The organism is Endozoicomonas sp. ALB032, assembly GCF_049310125.1.
Classification (GTDB): Bacteria; Pseudomonadota; Gammaproteobacteria; order Pseudomonadales; family Endozoicomonadaceae; genus Endozoicomonas_A.
In genome coordinates, this window is the sequence record NZ_JBLYNW010000001.1 from 2,263,649 (window position 1) to 2,279,297 (window position 15,649).

Here is a 15,649-nt window from a genome sequence, read left to right on the forward strand (position 1 = left end):
TCTCGGTCTAATGGGATGGTCCGCCCCTCCTAAACGGCTTCAAATGAGCCAAAATGGAGTTAACCATTTAAACAGGATTAACCGGAGCGAACCACCCATGACTATTTCAGTACTTGGTATCGATATTGGCAAGAACAACTTTCACCTGTTTGGTGTTGATGACCAGGGTAGCAAAGTCATCAGAAAGAAGTTGTCCAGGAAGAACCTTTTGGAGTACGTGGCAAATCTGGAGCCATGCATTATCGCTATGGAAGCTTGTGGTGGTGCTCACTATTTGGCTCGGTTATTCAAGAACTATGGGCATACTGTCAAGCTGATTTCACCTCAATTTGTCAAGCCTTATGTCAAGACCAACAAAAATGACTACAACGATGCTGAAGCGATTGCAGAAGCAGCTTCACGGCCCAGCATGCGTTTTGTACCTGTTAAAACGTCAGAGCAGCAGGCCTGGCAACTTCTGCACCGCTATCGTCAACAAGCGGTTGATCAGAGAACTGCCCTGGTTAACCAGATCCGGGGGTCACTATTGGAAGAAGGTATTGTGGTTGCCCAGGGTATTGGTAAAGTTCGTGCACAGCTTCCACGAATTCTGGAAGATGCTGAAAATGGACTCCATTCGCTGACTCGTGAGCTGCTACATGGTTTATCAGAAGAGTTGGCCAGTCTTGACAAGCGTATTCAACAGTATGACCAGAAAATTCAGGAGCTGGCTGAAAACGACGACGAATGTCGTCGAATGATGACTATGCCGGGTATCGGAGCCATCACTGCCACAGCATTGAAGGCAGCCGTTGGTGATGCGACGTATTTTAAATCTGGTCGACACCTTGCCGCATGGTTGGGATTAGTTCCAAGACAGCATTCCACAGGCGGTAAGTCAGTCCTGCTGGGCATCAGTAAACGGGGTGATAAATACCTGCGCACATTATTGATACACGGCGCACGTTCGGTACTCCACTGCCTCAAAAATAAGGATGACCGCTGTAAAAAATGGGTTAGCCAACTTAATGAGCGCAGCAATCACAACGTTGCCGCCGTTGGTCTGGCTAATAAAATGGCTCGGATTGTCTGGGTCATCATGACCCGAAATGAAGTTTACAAGGCTGCATAATGAGGTAAAGGCGGCAGCGGCAAAGTAAAGCATAAGCTTAATCAAAGGGGAACCCCCCCCGCAGATTGCGATGAGCATGTACAGTTGATGGCAAACAGGTAAAAACCGGCAACCTGAAACCTGATAGGAGTCTTGGCCCTTGAGGCCGTCGGACTGATAAGGCCAGGTTGCGCGGATACCCATCAGGGCCAGAGGGTTAGACCTCATGAATAGGCCGTATATATGATTGCAGTTATCTTTGTTTGCTAATTAACAAAACAGGCTCTTGCAAAACGGGGCGGACCATATAAGGCTCCTAGGTCAAACACCATGCTTTCCTCAAGATCCCGCCAAGGCCACTCATTTTGAGCCGTTTCAGCTCATTTATGAAAGTCAGTTAATGCGACCTCCATCCTTTCTTTACACTCAGCGATGGTTGCCAGATCACTGAAAATTCGGCCCTGTTCTGAATTAAAGACATGATATTTGAAAAAAGATTCCCTGGTGAAGTCAGGGTCAAATGCAAGATTGTGGTCAATAGGCAAGAGGATATAAGAAGCCACACTTCAAGATGATGGTGTACTTGCTGACAGGAAAGCTCGACTTCAGTGGAGTGAATGAAGCCTGCTTACCCACTTAAAATTCAAAAGAACCGGTTCTGGCTATCTTTTAATCGTATCTATCGGTGTTGAAAACCACTCTATCTAAGGTGGTTTTAGCCGCATGGCTTGGCAGGTTTGTCGTTCTCACTGAACAGGGTGGCGTGGTTGGCTTGCACAGTCGCTTTTTCGGACTCTCTACCCAGAATTTCTGTGAAGATTCTTGCTCTTCCTCTCCTTGCCTTTGTAAGGTGCTGGTAAACTCCGATAGCTGCATTAGCATCGTCGGTTTCCTTTTCCCCGTAGTTTCTTACGACAGGGGTAATGTTGGAGGTGTTTGCGAAACAACGGATTGAACCCGTTTCATTTTTTGGTTGATATGAGCTAACAGCAGTGCTGTAAGAATTGTTGCTTCCTTTTCGCCATATTCAGTATCACTGTCCACCAGATCCACTATGGCTTTATAAGTACGCAGATCGACTGGCTCGTCACTCTGACTGAACATGGCGGCGTAAGTGGCGTGCATAACCGCTTTATCAAACTCTACGCCCAGAATTCTGGTGTAGTTTCTGGCGTGCTTCTCGCACTCTTTGCCTTTCATGGTGTTGATGGCCTGAGCTAGTTTGAGGTCAGGGAGTTTGAGCAGGTCGCGGGTTTTCATGGTTGGTAAAGTACTTTTTATAAAGTAATTTAAGGCCGATGCGGGAGTTTATTCGATGGTTGAGGGAAAACCAAGGTGTACCAAAGAGATACTTGCTAAAAAGCATACGTCATTTCGAGATGCTGAAGAATTCTATGGAAATACTCCCTGTCCTACGCACGCAGTTTTTTTAAGTGCGCTGTCACCTTGCCTTTAACAAGCTTGGGACGAGCCAAGTTTGTTTTATATCAGAGCCTCATCCAATTATAGAGCCAGCAATATGGCCAGAATGGTTATAAAACCTAAACCCCAAGTCATTCTTTTTGAATCCGCTGATGAAGTGGTGGCCAAGCTGCCAGATGAAGTGGAGGTCAAGCTGTTATTAGATATCGTGTTGCTTCTAAAAGCCCTATCGGTAATAAAAGCAGAGGTCGTAGCGACTGTCGGGCAGACTGCTGATTCAAAGAAGAAACGACCTTCGAAGTTGGTCAGTCCGTCACAGGCCGTGGCAGACGAGTTAATGGCCGTCCAGGTATTTAGAATCTGGCTGATGGTATAGGGAATGGTTGTTGGCACGGAAACGCTTGAGCCAGCCGATGGCATGGCAACCGTTGAACTTGGTGTTGACATGTCATTGGGTGGAGTCGTCGGTTTTTTGCACTTACTTCCCAGTCGTAATGGATCATCAGCTTTCAGGCTGAAGTGTTGTTGCAGTTGTTGCCATGGACTGGTGGCTTGCAGTTGGTTACAGGCCAGGGCCAGCTTAAGAGGGGGGCTGACGTTTATAGCGGGCGCTGTTACCCGGATCCGGTTGCCTGCCAGGTTAAAGAGAGGAGGCTCTGCATTGGCATCGGTATGACCTATAAGAGTAAAGCCTCCCACCCGGGGCGATCGTTGGGCACGAGCGTCGCGAAGTGTGTTAGTAACGCCATCATTGATAATGTCTACGGTATTTCTGAAGATATCCAGATGGGTTCCGGACCCGAGAGTAAATTCACCTGCCTCTGCCATTCTGCCCCGGAATCTATTATCAGTAACAGTGATTCTCTGTAACTGGTTCCTGATAGCAGGAAGATTTACAAATATCCCATCTTCGGGCATATAGTTCAGGTACCAGGTCTTGATGAGGTAACCCCTGACCGTGTTATTGGCAAACTGCAGGCCCGGGCCAGGACGATCGAGATCGGCCGTTGCATCCAGTGGTTCTTTGCAATCAAGATTAATTGCGGACCTCTTGGGAAGATGGAATATGTTGTCTTCTACAATCAGTCTCCGGTTGTAACATTCTGCGAAAACAATAGAGTTAGGTATGGGGTGGGCAGCGTCTGGGTGACCAGCAGTGTATCCAAGTGGCCGGAAAGTAAGGTGTCTGATATGGCTGTCTCTTTTTTCTCCAAACCGGAAATTTTTAGTGGTTCCTACCTTGACCATATAGTAGTCTCCGTGACCTCTGAACTTGATAACGATTTCAAAACCGTCATCAGCGGCTCCAATAATGCTCTGGCCATCCTTTAAAACTATCGGATCTTTCAAAAGGTACTCAACCGGGTTTCTACCTCTGACAGGAACCGTTTTGGAAGAGAGCAGTATCACCGTATTTTCAGGAGCCTGATGGATCAATTCATCTAAATTTTCTTTCTGGTTGGCACTGAGAACAAGACAGTGTCGTCGGTGAAGCTCACTATACTGCTTTAGCCGTCGCTGAACACCCGCCGTTTGTCCTGTGAGAGAGTTGCACAACACCGGGGCAAGTTGAGTTGCCGACTGAGCCTGTGAACACAGAGCGTGCAACAAGAATAGCGGGCCGACAAACAGTGCCAGATAAAGCTGCAGGCTACTCATGTTCTGGATTCCATAGAAAAGTGAATAGGAAGCCTGGACGTTGCGTTTATGTTTAGCCACCTGAAAGCCGGGTCGTTCAGAGGGTGTCAGTTATATTCCTCCAGCCCCAACAGTTTTTTACCCAGCTCAGTGAGCCGGGCGGGCTCTCCCGGTTCCGGATCTTGTTGATAGTTTAGGCCCCGCCACTTTTCTGGTGCTCTTTTTTCCTGCCAGAGTTGTATGCGTTCTTCAGCCGTTTCTTCCAGGCCTACCGGAAACATTGAGATGTAGACGGCCAGTCTGGGTCTGTCCGAAACATTCAGCATGCCAGAATGGGGGAGTCCTGAGTCCCAGATAACCAGTGAACCGGCCTCGCCTTCTATAGGTTCTATCGGATATTGACTGAGTTCCTCTTCAGAGAACCAGAGACTTTCACGGTGCTTAAGAACCTCATCTTTTTTGAAAAGGCTGGGTACACAGCAGAATGCCCCCTGGTCTTTTTTGGTGTCGGTCAGATAGAGAATGCCCTGCAAGCGCAACGATGTCAGTTTTTCAGCCGGAAAGTCGAGATGGATATGACGTTTTAGCTGATCTGCTTCGGGGTCAAGAGAGGGAGGCTTGAAAGACAGTCTATCCATTCGAACCCAGAGTTTTTCAGTGCCGAGGAACTGAGAGAAGAGTGTGTGAATATTGGGATGTTGTCTTATATTCCAGAGGCTCTGGTGCTGGTGAACGGGAACAAGTCCGTTGTAACCCAGGTCTTTTTTGTACCAGCTTTCCGGCTCGCCGAGGTCAATTTCAAGAAACTGTGTGATTAAATCAATTGCGTCATCACAGAGGGGCAGGGGGATGGCATCAGGAATGACTGTGTATCCGTTCTCGTTGAGTTGGCGCCTGTTTTCCTTTGACAGAGTCAACATGCTTATGCCTCACTGATTCAGTTCAGGTGTTCTTTCAGAATAAACAGTCCTGAACTGAATAAACAGCCCTGAGCTGAATAAGCAGCCTTTGAGACTCTTTTCAGTGGATTGTTTCGTCGGCTTCTCTTTCTTCCAAACCTTCCAGCAGGGATTCGAGAACGATCTTGAGGGTATCGGTTTCTTTGTTGAGTTCATAATGGCGAACCATGGCCACCATGGCCTGCGCCATCGGATAGAGACGAAGGAAGTTTTTCAAATCGTGTGGCTGAATAGCCTGGCCGGCATTCTCGACAAAGTGATTGGCACCGGAGGCTGACCCTTTATTGGCAGATTCTACCAGAGACATAATCTGCTCAAGATCTTCCAGGTCATTAAATCCCAGAAGCATTTCAGCCAGACTCTCTTGAAGACGCGCTCTCATAGTCATTACTCCTACAGGAGTCCGCCGGAATTATGACCCGTCAGGCTCCAGGCAAGTTAATAACTTGCAGAGTAAAGACGGATTATCTTGTAACCAATTCGTATGTCTGTCGATTTTTTGCGACTTACCAGAATGTTGGTTAGCTTTTTAGTGCTTTTTCAGAGAAAAACACTTAACGAGAGCCTCTTTTTTTCAGGTGTCGAAAAGCACTGGTAGGTCAATCACTGATAAGGGTCAGCACAGAGTGATAAACATCCCGGCATGACCGAAGCGCCCTGAACCCTTATAATGGCTCTTTTCCTGTTTCCTCCTTGCCGCTCTGGTAGTAACTCCATGACGTTAAAAACTCTCCGCCTGAAGAATCGGGCTGATCGTCGATTGAAAGCTGGCCACCTCTGGATCTACAGCAACGAAGTCGATACCCGGACTTCTCCCCTGAGAGATTTCAAAACAGGGGAATTGATCAATATCGAAAGTGCTGAAGGTAAACCTCTGGGGACAGGTTATATCAACCCGAATAGTCTGATCTGTGCCCGGCTGGTCAGTCGGGACAGCAAATATGTCCTGGATCGTTCACTGCTGGTGCATCGTATTCAGGTAGCCTTGAGTCTCAGGGAGAGAGTATTCGACAAACCTTTCTACCGTCTGGTCTTTGGCGACAGCGATGGTTTGCCGGGACTGGTGGTTGATCGTTTTGGCGATATTGTTGTTGCTCAGATGTCCACTGCCGGTATGGAAACGGTCAAGGATGACATTGTTGATGCTCTGGTCAAGGTGCTCAAGCCTTCAGGTATTCTTCTGAAAAATGACGGGACTGGTCGCCAGCTGGAAAAGCTGCCTGAGTACGTAGAAGTGGCTTATGGCGAAGTGCCGGAAAAAGTGGAGCTGGAAGAGAACGGTGTAACCTTCAGGGCGCCGGTCATCAAAGGCCAGAAAACGGGCTGGTTCTACGATCATCGCCTGAACCGCGAACGTCTGCGTCACTACGTCAGCGGTAAGAAAGTACTGGATGTTTTCAGTTATGTCGGTGGCTGGGGCGTTCAATGCGCGGCCTTTGGTGCGAGTCAGGTGACCTGTGTTGATGCTTCTGAGCAGGCGGTAGAGCTGGTCCATGAAAATGCCGGGCTTAACGGCCTTGGCGATCGTGTTGAGTCTATCCAGGGGGACGCTTTCACAGCCCTGAAAGCTCTCAGGGATGAGGGTGAAAAGTTCGATGTCGTGATTGTTGATCCACCGGCCTTTATCAAGAAACGCAAGGACATCAAAGCGGGTGAACAGGCCTATCGCCGGATTAATGAGCTGGCCATGAGGTTGCTGGAAAAGGATGGCATTCTGGTGTCCTGTTCCTGCTCCATGCATCTTCAGAAAGATTCACTGTTCGATGCCCTGAGAGCGGGCAGCCGCCATATTGACCGTAATTTGCAAATTATCGAGCAGGGTCATCAGGGCCCCGATCATCCCGTTCTGCCTGCCATACCGGAGACAGAATACATCAAGGCCATTATTGCTCGAGTGACCCGGGCCTGATCAGAGCCGGTTAATAACCTGAACCAGTTGGTCTGCGTCTTCTTCCGTATTATAAATATGAGGTGAAAAACGCAGACCTTCGGATCTTTGATCGCAGAATATGCCAGCATGATCCATGGCTTGCATCGCTTTCTGGTTATCCTTGAATGAGATGGCCAGAGTGCCTCCTCGACGGTTTTCCTGCATTGGAGAACGAATCTCTCCCTGATTAATTTGAGCGATAATATGATTAATCAGCTTCTGGTTATGCTGAAAAATATTTTCCGTACCGATACGATCCAGAGTCCGGATACTCTCTGCGGAGACGGTAAAAGGCATAATGGAAGGGGTTCCTCCCATAAAACGCCCTGCGTCAGCCGCATAGTCAAAGTGATGAATATCAAACGCCATGGGGTTCTGATGAGAGAACCAGCCGACATCCATGGGCTGACAGCATTCGATGATGTCATCACTGGCCCAGAGATAGCCGCTGCCGGGACCGCCACACAACCATTTAACACTGGAACCAATGACGAAATCGGCTTGCCAGGTATTAAGGTCAATGGGGACAACTCCGGCTGACTGGGCGATATCCACGATAGAAATTATCGACTTCTTTTTGGTCAGTCCTGTGATGTCAGCTACGGGCAAGCGCAGACTGTCATTGGACTGAACGTGAGTGATAAAAGCCAGCCAGACATCGTCGGACAGCATGTCATCCCAGCAGTTCAGGTCTGTAAGGTTCGTTTCGTGAGGTATGAAGCGGGGCTTCAGTCCAAAACGTTTACACAGGGTCTGGATCACAAACCCCATGGAAGGAAAGTCTCGTTCTGACATCAAAATATGCTGGCCAGCAGCAGCCGGTGGCAGCGAACCCACTATTTTGGTCAGTGCACTGGACAGGTTGGTCTGCGGGCAGAACTGTTGGGTTTTAGCGTTAAGCAGATTGGCCAGAGCAGCATTGAATCGGGTCAGGTTTTCGAGCCATTGTCCCCATGCGTGACTGCCCTGTTGTTTCCAGAGTTCCAGAAAATGACTCTGAAAGGCATCACTGGCGGAAGCGGGCAGACAGCCAACCGAGTGATTCAGAAGATAGACGCTTCGTTCGGGCCGATGGAAACGCGCTTGAATATCAGTTGTCATGAGCGGCATTTTTGGTGTTGCCCAGGGCGTCTCTTTTTACGCCGTATTCTCCGCCCCAGGCATCGGTCATTGCGCCACGGATATCCCAGAGTTCGGGAAAAAAACGCTGTTGAATGCCTTTTTGCAGAAGTTCAACAGAGCGGCCTTTTAAGGATTTTGCACCTATGCCAATGGTTCTGTAGATCAGCTTGAGATGATGAATACGGAAAGCCTGAAACTGTTCATCAAATTCGGTGAGGGCTTCTGCCACAACATAGGCCTCGCAGTGACTGTATTGTGAGTTATAGATCTTTTCTACCGTCAGCCCTTTCTGGTCGAGGTAATGCTTTTGATAACTCTCCCAGAGGAAGGGGGGCATTTTCAGCAAGGTTCTGAATCCGGGGGATTCCTGCCCGCTGCCATTACCCAGTTGCAACCGGATTTCCTGATATTCTTTTGGCGACATGCTTTCCAGCAGACGCAGCTGGCTGGTCATCAGGGTAAGTGTTTGCTGTACTCTCTGGAACAGGCTGATAACTCGGTGAGTATTGGTTTCTTGAATGTAATCATCGATGTCCAGAAGTGTGTAACCGATCAGTTTCATCCAGAGTTCCTCGATCTGGTGAACGACCTGAAACATCAGTTCATCTTTATTACAAAGATCAGCCATGGGCTTCTGGGCTTTCAGAATCTGTGAGGTATTGAGATAGACTTCGTAGTCCAGCTTACCTTCACCTTCCATTAATGCGTAGAAGTGGGATCTGTCCATTGTTTCTCCGCTTTTTTGATGATTGTGAGCAGAGGTCCGGGTAAGGCCAATCTGCTGCAATGGAGGTACCAGCAATGAATAGAGAATTCGCTGGTACCTCATAAATAAAGCACAGAAACGGACGGTTCTTAAAGAGTAAAATAGATTTATCTGAGGCTGATGACGGGCCATCCTTTCTCATGAGCAACTGTGGTCAATTCAGGGTCAGGATCAACCGCGAACGGGTGATCTACCTGACCCAGCAAGGGCAGGTCATTTTTTGAATCACTGTAGAAGTAACTGCCTTCCAGAGAATATGCCGGATTTTCCTGCAACCATTGCTTAAGGCGGATCACCTTTCCCTCCTGAAAAGTCGGTGTGCCGACCACTTTGCCTGTATAGCGGTTATCTTTAATCTCAAGCTCAATGGCCAGTAGCGTATCGACATCAAAGGCTTTGGCAATGGGCTCGGTAACAAATCGGCTGGTGGCGGTTATGATCATCAGGTGATCACCCTGTTGGCGGTGTTTTTTCAGGAGGTTCGCAGCTTTTTCCAGCATGATGGGGCGAATGGTCTGTTCCATGAACTGGTCATGTCGGACTTTAAGTTCGTCCAGAGTGTAACGGGTCAGTGGTTCAAGGCAAAAGTCGAGGTATTCGCTAAGTACCAACGTACCCGCTTCATACTGACGATAGAAATATTCATTGCCATCATGAAAGCTGGCTGCATCCACCATGCCTTCATGGGACATGAATTGTCCCCAGAGATAGTCACTGTCACCGGCTATCAGGGTGTTATCAAGATCAAAGATTGCCAGAGCCACAAATCCTCCTGCCAGACTGCGCTGCTATAAATGTTTGCTGATTGTACTATGAAAATCTTCTGAGAGGCTGTTCATGATTTCTTAGGAAAGCGAAAACGGCGAGAAATTGTTTCTCATGTTAATACTCTTGTCACAGTTTTGAAGAGTAATAATTGATTAATTATCAAAAGTGGCATCCTGATTGCAAAGATCTTGATTGCCGTTGTGCAGCGGTTTATGAAACAATGCAAAGCAATAGATAGTTTAAGGTAGTCGCTTACGTGATTGACACAGATGGATTCAGGCCCAATGTGGGCATAATCCTCGCTAATCATCACGGACAGGTCCTGTGGGCCAGGCGAATCAGACAGGAAGCATGGCAGTTTCCCCAGGGGGGCATAAACGATGATGAAACCCCCGAAGATGCCATGTATCGCGAGCTGTATGAAGAAATTGGGCTTCAGCCGGACGACGTAAACGTTCTGGCGTGCACTCGTGGCTGGCTGCGTTATCGCCTGCCCAGAAGACTGGTTCGAAGGGATCAGCATCCGCTTTGCATTGGGCAGAAACAGAAATGGTTTTTGCTGGAGCTGCTAAGCAGTGATGACCGGGTTAGTGTGGATCATACGGGATCACCGGAGTTTGATGGCTGGCGATGGGTCAGCTACTGGTATCCCCTGGGGCAGGTCGTTTCATTTAAAAGGGAGGTCTATCGCCGTGCTTTGCGCGAGCTGGTTCCCCGAATAGGACGCCTGCAAGCTAATCAAGCTAACAATGTGTAATTGTCATGACTTTTGACACTGAGACTGTTGCCAATGCTGACATCAGCCTGAAAGGCACAGATAATATTCACTGAGGTGCTATCCTTGCACTTGCGTGATGAAAGCCTGTTTCTGACAGTCATCACACAGAAACCATTTCATGGTAAACAACAGAGACGGGCGTCTGTTATTTTTAGATAGCAGACACAGGAGACAGATAAGCAGACTGGACTAAGTCACCATGCTGAACACCCTGCGTACGATTGTACAGGAAGTCAGTGCCGCCTCGGATTTGCAGGCTGCGCTAAATATTATCGTGCGGCGGGTTCGGGATGCGATGAATACCGAAGTCTGCTCAGTCTATCTCTACGATGCTGAACAGGCTACCTATACGCTTATGGCGACAGAGGGCCTCAATAAAAAGGCTGTCGGTGTCGCTCGTTTATTCCAGTCTGAAGGTCTTATCGGTCAGGTCGGTCTCAGAGAAGAGCCCATTAATCTGAAAGCAGCTTCCTCTCATCCTAAATATCGTTACATTAAAGAAACCGGTGAAGAAAAGTTTCATGCTTTTCTTGGGGTTCCCATCATTCATCATCGGATGATTCTGGGTGTGCTGGTGGTTCAACAAAAAGAACAACGCCGGTTTGATGAGCATGAAGAGGCTTTTCTGGTCACCATGTCTGCCCAGCTTGCAGGTGTCATTGCCCATGCTGAGGCCACAGGTTCCCTGCATGTTACGGTCAATACCCGCAAGACAGCTCGCTTTCAGGGGACGCCTGGCGCGAGCGGTGTTTCCATTGGTGAAGCCGTTGTCGCTTCTCCGGTGGCGGATTTGGGGGCCGTTCCTGATCGTACCTGTCACGACATCAAAAGAGAACTGGACTCTCTGGATCTGGCTCTGGAGTCGGTTCGTTCGGAAATGAAGGCCACAGCCGAAAAACTTTCTGGCCATCTGCCGGCAGAAGAGCAAGCATTATTTGATGTCTATCTTCGGATGCTGGACGACAATGCTCTGGGGTTGGAAATCAGGAACCGGGTGAAGCAGGGTAACTGGGCACCGGGAGCGCTCAGGCAGGTAATAGACGAGCACGTACGTACTTTTGAAATGATGGACGATCCCTACATGCGTGAGCGTGCGGTTGATGTAAAAGACTTGGGTCGTCGGGTTCTTGCCAGTATCCAGCAACACGATCATGAATGCATAACCTACCCCGATCAAACCATACTGATTAGTGAAGAACTGACGGCCAGTATGCTGGCAGATGTTCCCCAGGAGAAGCTGGTGGGCCTTGTCTCTATTCAGGGTTCGAGCAATTCCCACGCGGCCATTCTGGCCAGGGCTCTGGGCATTCCTACCGTAATGGGGGCAGTCGATCTGCCCTATCACAAGATGTCCAGCAAGCAACTGATTGTCGATGGCAACCTTGGGCTGGTTTATGCCTCGCCTTCCAGAGAACTGCTGGAACACTATCAGGCCGTTGTCGAAGAAGAAAAAGAATTCAGCGAAGGGCTTGAAGCAATCAGTGACCTGCCCTGTGTTACCCCGGACAATCACCGTTTACCACTGTGGGTTAATACCGGTCTTATGACTGACACGGTTCGTTCACTGGATCGTGGAGCAGAAGGTGTCGGTCTTTATCGTACCGAAGTTCCTTTTATGCTCAAGGAACGATTCCCCAGTGAAGCAGAGCAGGAAAAAATTTATCGTCAGCAGCTTGAAGCCTTTGCCCCCAGACCAGTCACCATGCGTACGCTGGATGTGGGCGGGGACAAGGCTCTGTCTTACTTTCCCATTCAGGAAGACAACCCCTTCCTGGGGTGGCGAGGTATCCGTGTAACCCTGGATCATCCGGAAATATTTCTGGTTCAAATCCGGGCGATGCTTAAAGCCAGTGTTGGACTGGATAATCTTCGAATCATGTTGCCAATGGTGACCAGTGTTTATGAAGTAGAAGATGCACTGCATCTTATCCACAGAGCGCATGGCGAAGTGTCAGCTGAAGGTTTATCGGTTGTGATGCCTCCCGTCGGAGTTATGATTGAGGTTCCTGCTGCGGTCTATCAGGTCCGTGAACTGGCGCAGAGTGTAGACTTCATGTCGATCGGTTCCAATGATCTCACGCAATATCTTCTGGCAGTGGATCGAAATAATCCCAGGGTGGCTGACTTATATCACTCTTTCCATCCGGCTGTTTTGCAGGCGCTTCGAAAAGTGGTCGAAGATTGTCATAAAGAAGGCCGAACCGTCGGTATTTGTGGTGAAATGGCCGGTGATCCAGTCGCTTCTGTTCTTCTTATGGCCATGGGGTTTGACATGCTTTCCATGAGTGCCACCAACTTGCTCAAGGTGAAATGGGCGCTCAGGAAAATCACTCTGGAAAGAGCCAGAGAGATTCTTGATGACGTGATGATGCTGGACAATTCTCATTTGATCAGGAGTTCGCTGGAGTTGGCTCTTTGTCGTGAGGGACTTGGTAAAGTCATGGGTATCAAAAGCAAGCGCTTCTCCAGCTAGTAGTGCAGACCTTCCATGGTCTGAGTCGCTGACAGAAGATCCTGAGCTTTGAAAAGGATAACACGACAGAAACTTTGTATCAGAGCTAGGATTTCTTCTCGGAAGTGTCAGCTTTGATTCCATAGACCACCACATTGGATGAGTGATCGAGGGGAGCCTGAATATAAAGTACAATTTTTTTAATAGAGCGGCCATGGTCAGGAATCGGGAATCCGCGTGTTTCCAGTCCTGGCAGCACTAACTTCTGGACACTCAGGTCAATCACTTGTCCGTCACTCATATGCACCTTGGCAGAACGAATCTTCAAGCTGCCCTGAGTGATATGAAATTTGATGGTTTTGTAGGAAGTATCTTCGTCTGCAGAAGATATTTTGATGGTTGCCGTGTCTTGAGAAGGGATTATATGCTTTTCGCCAATTTGCTGCCAACCTCCAGCGGCTTGCAGGGTCATGGAGAACAACAGCACCAGCGCGGCCAGCAGGGACTGATAAAGTCGGATCAGAGCTTGTGATCTCATCGTTTTACCTCAACAGGATACCCCGTATTTCTAGTGCGGGGTTCAGTGACTTCGTATTGACTGCGAAAACGTGCACTTTTCGGAAGATGCTGAAAGCGATGTTTCAGACCTTCCAATAGGAATAGAGACAAACTACATGCTATGAAAGTTAGCTGCTTTTGGCTGCTTTGTGGTCTTTTTTTAGGTCGACCAATCAGGTGGCTGGCTACCATGACACTGGAAATGACATTGAGAACCGGAGTTTTTTTCCAGTTTCTCCGTAGGGCAGATAGATTTGCTCGGTCCAGCTGAGAGAACCCTGTTTGTCGAGAATCAGGACACTGGTGTTTCGGGTTCCATAATGTTCACTGGCCATAAAGCAGCTGGATAGAAACTTTTCCTGCTCCTGGCTTACACCGGTATCGGGAAGTTGGTCATCGGGCGCTTTTGAACTGTCGTGCATCATAAAAATCAAGCCTTCAGGTTCGGGTTTCTGATGATGCTTGACATGCAGCGCCAGTCCCTGCCTGACTTTCTCCAGCTTGGGCCAGGGGCTGTTCAAGAGGTGATTGCTAAGGGCATGGAAGCCAGGCTTCAGTGAAACAACACGACCCATACGATTGGAGTAGTAGTAAAGACCGCTGGAATCACCGACCAACAGGTTAAAGCCGGAGTAATGATCCGCTTTAAGATGAATCTGGTTCAGGAATTCTTTGGGTGACAGATCACTATTTAAAAAATCACTTACCAGGTGACCACGGGACAGGGTTCCCGGGTAAACAGGCGATTCCCGATAGTTGGTGACTGCGGCCATTCTGCCTTTGCGACTCAGGGCCAGCCAGCTGCCTCCAGCTTCTAAATCCCGGCCACCAAAAATCTCCGGATTGTCTTCCCAGAAGTGAATGGTTCTTGCTGGCCGCTCATAGAACTCATCGCGGTTGGCAGCCAGAATCAGCGGGTACTGAGCCTCTGGTTGCCAGTGCAGGGTAATCAGACACATAGATTGAGATCATCTCTTTTTTTATAAACATTGCTGAAATTCAACAAACCGCTGCGAGTCGGGATGTTGTCTGACGATAACAATAAACGAGATTCGGTTAACAAGTAACAACATTATCTAAAGTAAACTTTGCTCAATCTGATCTGAATGCTGGTGTAAATCGGCTTCTTGAGAGACGGGTCTAATACCAATTGTGCTCTCTAACTCCCGTGATGAGCATGGAGATTTGCGCCTTGGCTATGGCGACGATCGCCAACGCAGGATTAAGGCTCAAATCTTCAGCGCAATAGCGAGTTAGAAAGTTCGATTGGTATTATCAGATCTATTAAACTGGAGAGGTTAACCTATGGCAGAGGGGAAAGCCTATGAGTAAAGCGGTAACCGCTGCTGTGGTCCAGATGTGTTCCGGACCTGATGTTCAAGCCAATCTTAAGCAGGCAGAAGATCTTTTTTCAAGCATGGAGTCTTCAGCTGACATAATTGTGCTGCCTGAATGTTTTGCTCAGTTGGGGGGGGATATTCCCGCTCTGGGCAACAATACCAGCGTGGTCAGAAACTGGATGTCCCGCATTGCCCGACAATTCGGGGCCTGGCTGGTAGGGGGGTCTATACCCTGTGTCGTCAATGAAGGAGAGAACAGCAGGGCGTCCTGCTTTGTTTATGACCCCAAGGGTAATGAAGTCACCCGCTACGACAAGATCCATCTCTTTAATGCCGATATATCGGACGGCACTCGCCGTTACAGGGAATCCGATGACTATTCGCCGGGGAATGATCTGAATGTAGTGGATATGGAATTTGCCAGAACAGGCCTGACCATCTGCTATGACGTTCGTTTTCCAGAGCTCTATCGAGAACTGAGAGTCAGGGAGTCAGAAATCATTACTGTACCTTCCGCATTTACCAGGGTGACTGGTCAGGCCCACTGGGAGCCGTTATTAAGAGCCCGCGCTATCGAGAACCATTGCTATGTTCTGGCGGCTAACCAGGGCGGGACTCATCCCAACAAGAGAGAAACCTGGGGACACAGCATGATTGTTTCGCCCTGGGGTGAAGTGCTTGCAGAGGCCGATAACACTCCCTGTGTACTGACCACCGAGCTGAACATAAAAGCACTGCAGGAGATCAGAAAGCAAATGCCTTGCTTTGAACATCGCGTACTCTGAAAGAACTGTTCCTGTAATTGTGCGGTCGATGGATTCAGGCA

General features: G+C 48.7%; 16 protein-coding genes. 5 read left to right on the forward strand and 11 right to left on the reverse strand.

Translation table 11 applies throughout. The features are described from left to right. Positions 1 to 97: 97 nt before the first annotated feature. Positions 98 to 1,111 carry an IS110 family transposase gene (locus tag ACO6VG_RS08125; protein WP_422132667.1) on the forward strand — a complete coding sequence of 338 codons (1,014 nt, stop codon included), beginning with the start codon at positions 98 to 100 and terminating at the stop codon, positions 1,109 to 1,111. 359 nt (positions 1,112 to 1,470) lie between these two features. On the opposite strand, the gene ACO6VG_RS08130 is transcribed toward ACO6VG_RS08125, so the two are convergent. The 6 genes from ACO6VG_RS08130 to ACO6VG_RS08155 all read right to left on the reverse strand — a co-directional run bounded on the left by ACO6VG_RS08130 (position 1,471) and on the right by ACO6VG_RS08155 (position 5,491). After that, positions 1,471 to 1,653, reverse strand: a complete 183-nt coding sequence (locus ACO6VG_RS08130; RefSeq protein ID WP_422136466.1) for a HipA family kinase — start codon at positions 1,651 to 1,653, stop codon at positions 1,471 to 1,473. Between the two features lie 106 nt (positions 1,654 to 1,759). Further along, positions 1,760 to 1,972: a hypothetical protein gene (locus ACO6VG_RS08135; protein WP_422139627.1), complete on the reverse strand. Its 213-nt coding sequence runs from the start codon at positions 1,970 to 1,972 to the stop codon at positions 1,760 to 1,762. Positions 1,973 to 1,999: 27 nt separating this feature from the next. Then, a complete protein-coding gene (locus ACO6VG_RS08140) occupies positions 2,000 to 2,350 on the reverse strand; it encodes a hypothetical protein (protein WP_422136467.1) in 351 nt (116 codons plus the stop codon). Positions 2,351 to 2,593: 243 nt separating this feature from the next. Then, a complete protein-coding gene (locus tag ACO6VG_RS08145) occupies positions 2,594 to 4,171 on the reverse strand; it encodes a hypothetical protein (RefSeq protein ID WP_422473439.1) in 1,578 nt (525 codons plus the stop codon). 86 nt (positions 4,172 to 4,257) lie between these two features. Further along, positions 4,258 to 5,070, reverse strand: a complete 813-nt coding sequence (locus tag ACO6VG_RS08150; protein ID WP_422139629.1) for a phytanoyl-CoA dioxygenase family protein — start codon at positions 5,068 to 5,070, stop codon at positions 4,258 to 4,260. 100 nt (positions 5,071 to 5,170) lie between these two features. Continuing rightward, complete coding sequence (locus ACO6VG_RS08155) at positions 5,171 to 5,491, reverse strand: hypothetical protein (protein ID WP_422136470.1); 321 nt, start codon at positions 5,489 to 5,491, stop codon at positions 5,171 to 5,173. Positions 5,492 to 5,824: 333 nt separating this feature from the next. Between ACO6VG_RS08155 and ACO6VG_RS08160 the strand changes: the two genes are divergently transcribed. After that, positions 5,825 to 7,018, forward strand: a complete 1,194-nt coding sequence (locus tag ACO6VG_RS08160) for a class I SAM-dependent rRNA methyltransferase (protein ID WP_422473440.1) — start codon at positions 5,825 to 5,827, stop codon at positions 7,016 to 7,018. Here the strand turns inward: ACO6VG_RS08160 and ACO6VG_RS08165 are convergent, their stop codons facing one another. From ACO6VG_RS08165 to ACO6VG_RS08175, 3 genes are all read right to left on the reverse strand, one after another. Continuing rightward, a complete protein-coding gene (locus tag ACO6VG_RS08165) occupies positions 7,019 to 8,140 on the reverse strand; it encodes an aminotransferase class V-fold PLP-dependent enzyme (RefSeq protein WP_422139631.1) in 1,122 nt (373 codons plus the stop codon). Next, the gene (locus ACO6VG_RS08170) at positions 8,130 to 8,888 is read right to left on the reverse strand and encodes a tryptophan 2,3-dioxygenase family protein (protein WP_422473442.1); all 759 of its coding nucleotides are present in this window, start codon (positions 8,886 to 8,888) and stop codon (positions 8,130 to 8,132) included. The genes ACO6VG_RS08165 and ACO6VG_RS08170 overlap by 11 nt, the downstream gene beginning before the upstream one ends. A gap of 146 nt (positions 8,889 to 9,034) precedes the next feature. Beyond that, positions 9,035 to 9,691 carry an HAD family hydrolase gene (locus ACO6VG_RS08175; RefSeq protein WP_422139633.1) on the reverse strand — a complete coding sequence of 219 codons (657 nt, stop codon included), beginning with the start codon at positions 9,689 to 9,691 and terminating at the stop codon, positions 9,035 to 9,037. Positions 9,692 to 9,951: 260 nt separating this feature from the next. Here ACO6VG_RS08175 and rppH point away from each other — a divergent pair, with 260 nt between their 5' ends. After that, positions 9,952 to 10,452, forward strand: coding sequence for an RNA pyrophosphohydrolase (rppH, locus tag ACO6VG_RS08180; RefSeq protein ID WP_422136475.1), 501 nt, complete (start codon positions 9,952 to 9,954; stop codon positions 10,450 to 10,452). A 220-nt stretch (positions 10,453 to 10,672) separates the two neighbouring features. Then, complete coding sequence (gene ptsP, locus ACO6VG_RS08185) at positions 10,673 to 12,946, forward strand: phosphoenolpyruvate--protein phosphotransferase (RefSeq protein WP_422139634.1); 2,274 nt, start codon at positions 10,673 to 10,675, stop codon at positions 12,944 to 12,946. Between the two features lie 85 nt (positions 12,947 to 13,031). Here ptsP and ACO6VG_RS08190 read toward each other — a convergent pair whose 3' ends face one another. Both ACO6VG_RS08190 and ACO6VG_RS08195 read right to left on the reverse strand, forming a co-directional pair. Next, a complete protein-coding gene (locus ACO6VG_RS08190) occupies positions 13,032 to 13,463 on the reverse strand; it encodes a hypothetical protein (RefSeq protein WP_422136477.1) in 432 nt (143 codons plus the stop codon). Between the two features lie 205 nt (positions 13,464 to 13,668). Continuing rightward, complete coding sequence (locus ACO6VG_RS08195) at positions 13,669 to 14,442, reverse strand: NRDE family protein (RefSeq protein WP_422136478.1); 774 nt, start codon at positions 14,440 to 14,442, stop codon at positions 13,669 to 13,671. A gap of 365 nt (positions 14,443 to 14,807) precedes the next feature. Here ACO6VG_RS08195 and ACO6VG_RS08200 point away from each other — a divergent pair, with 365 nt between their 5' ends. After that, positions 14,808 to 15,608: a carbon-nitrogen hydrolase family protein gene (locus tag ACO6VG_RS08200; RefSeq protein WP_422139636.1), complete on the forward strand. Its 801-nt coding sequence runs from the start codon at positions 14,808 to 14,810 to the stop codon at positions 15,606 to 15,608. The last annotated feature ends 41 nt before the right edge of the window (positions 15,609 to 15,649 follow it).

What these genes read in the sequence shown, in the direction of transcription:
- ACO6VG_RS08125 (WP_422132667.1), top strand. Translation starts at nt 98, where the DNA reads ATGACTATTTCAGTACTTGGTATCGATATTGGCAAGAACAACTTTCAC.
- ACO6VG_RS08135 (WP_422139627.1), bottom strand. Translation starts at nt 1,972, where the DNA reads ATGCTAATGCAGCTATCGGAGTTTACCAGCACCTTACAAAGGCAAGGA.
- ACO6VG_RS08140 (WP_422136467.1), bottom strand. Translation starts at nt 2,350, where the DNA reads ATGAAAACCCGCGACCTGCTCAAACTCCCTGACCTCAAACTAGCTCAG.
- ACO6VG_RS08145 (WP_422473439.1), bottom strand. Translation starts at nt 4,171, where the DNA reads ATGAGTAGCCTGCAGCTTTATCTGGCACTGTTTGTCGGCCCGCTATTC.
- ACO6VG_RS08150 (WP_422139629.1), bottom strand. Translation starts at nt 5,070, where the DNA reads ATGTTGACTCTGTCAAAGGAAAACAGGCGCCAACTCAACGAGAACGGA.
- ACO6VG_RS08155 (WP_422136470.1), bottom strand. Translation starts at nt 5,491, where the DNA reads ATGAGAGCGCGTCTTCAAGAGAGTCTGGCTGAAATGCTTCTGGGATTT.
- ACO6VG_RS08160 (WP_422473440.1), top strand. Translation starts at nt 5,825, where the DNA reads ATGACGTTAAAAACTCTCCGCCTGAAGAATCGGGCTGATCGTCGATTG.
- ACO6VG_RS08165 (WP_422139631.1), bottom strand. Translation starts at nt 8,140, where the DNA reads ATGACAACTGATATTCAAGCGCGTTTCCATCGGCCCGAACGAAGCGTC.
- ACO6VG_RS08170 (WP_422473442.1), bottom strand. Translation starts at nt 8,888, where the DNA reads ATGGACAGATCCCACTTCTACGCATTAATGGAAGGTGAAGGTAAGCTG.
- ptsP (WP_422139634.1), top strand. Translation starts at nt 10,673, where the DNA reads ATGCTGAACACCCTGCGTACGATTGTACAGGAAGTCAGTGCCGCCTCG.
- ACO6VG_RS08190 (WP_422136477.1), bottom strand. Translation starts at nt 13,463, where the DNA reads ATGAGATCACAAGCTCTGATCCGACTTTATCAGTCCCTGCTGGCCGCG.
- ACO6VG_RS08195 (WP_422136478.1), bottom strand. Translation starts at nt 14,442, where the DNA reads ATGTGTCTGATTACCCTGCACTGGCAACCAGAGGCTCAGTACCCGCTG.
- ACO6VG_RS08200 (WP_422139636.1), top strand. Translation starts at nt 14,808, where the DNA reads ATGAGTAAAGCGGTAACCGCTGCTGTGGTCCAGATGTGTTCCGGACCT.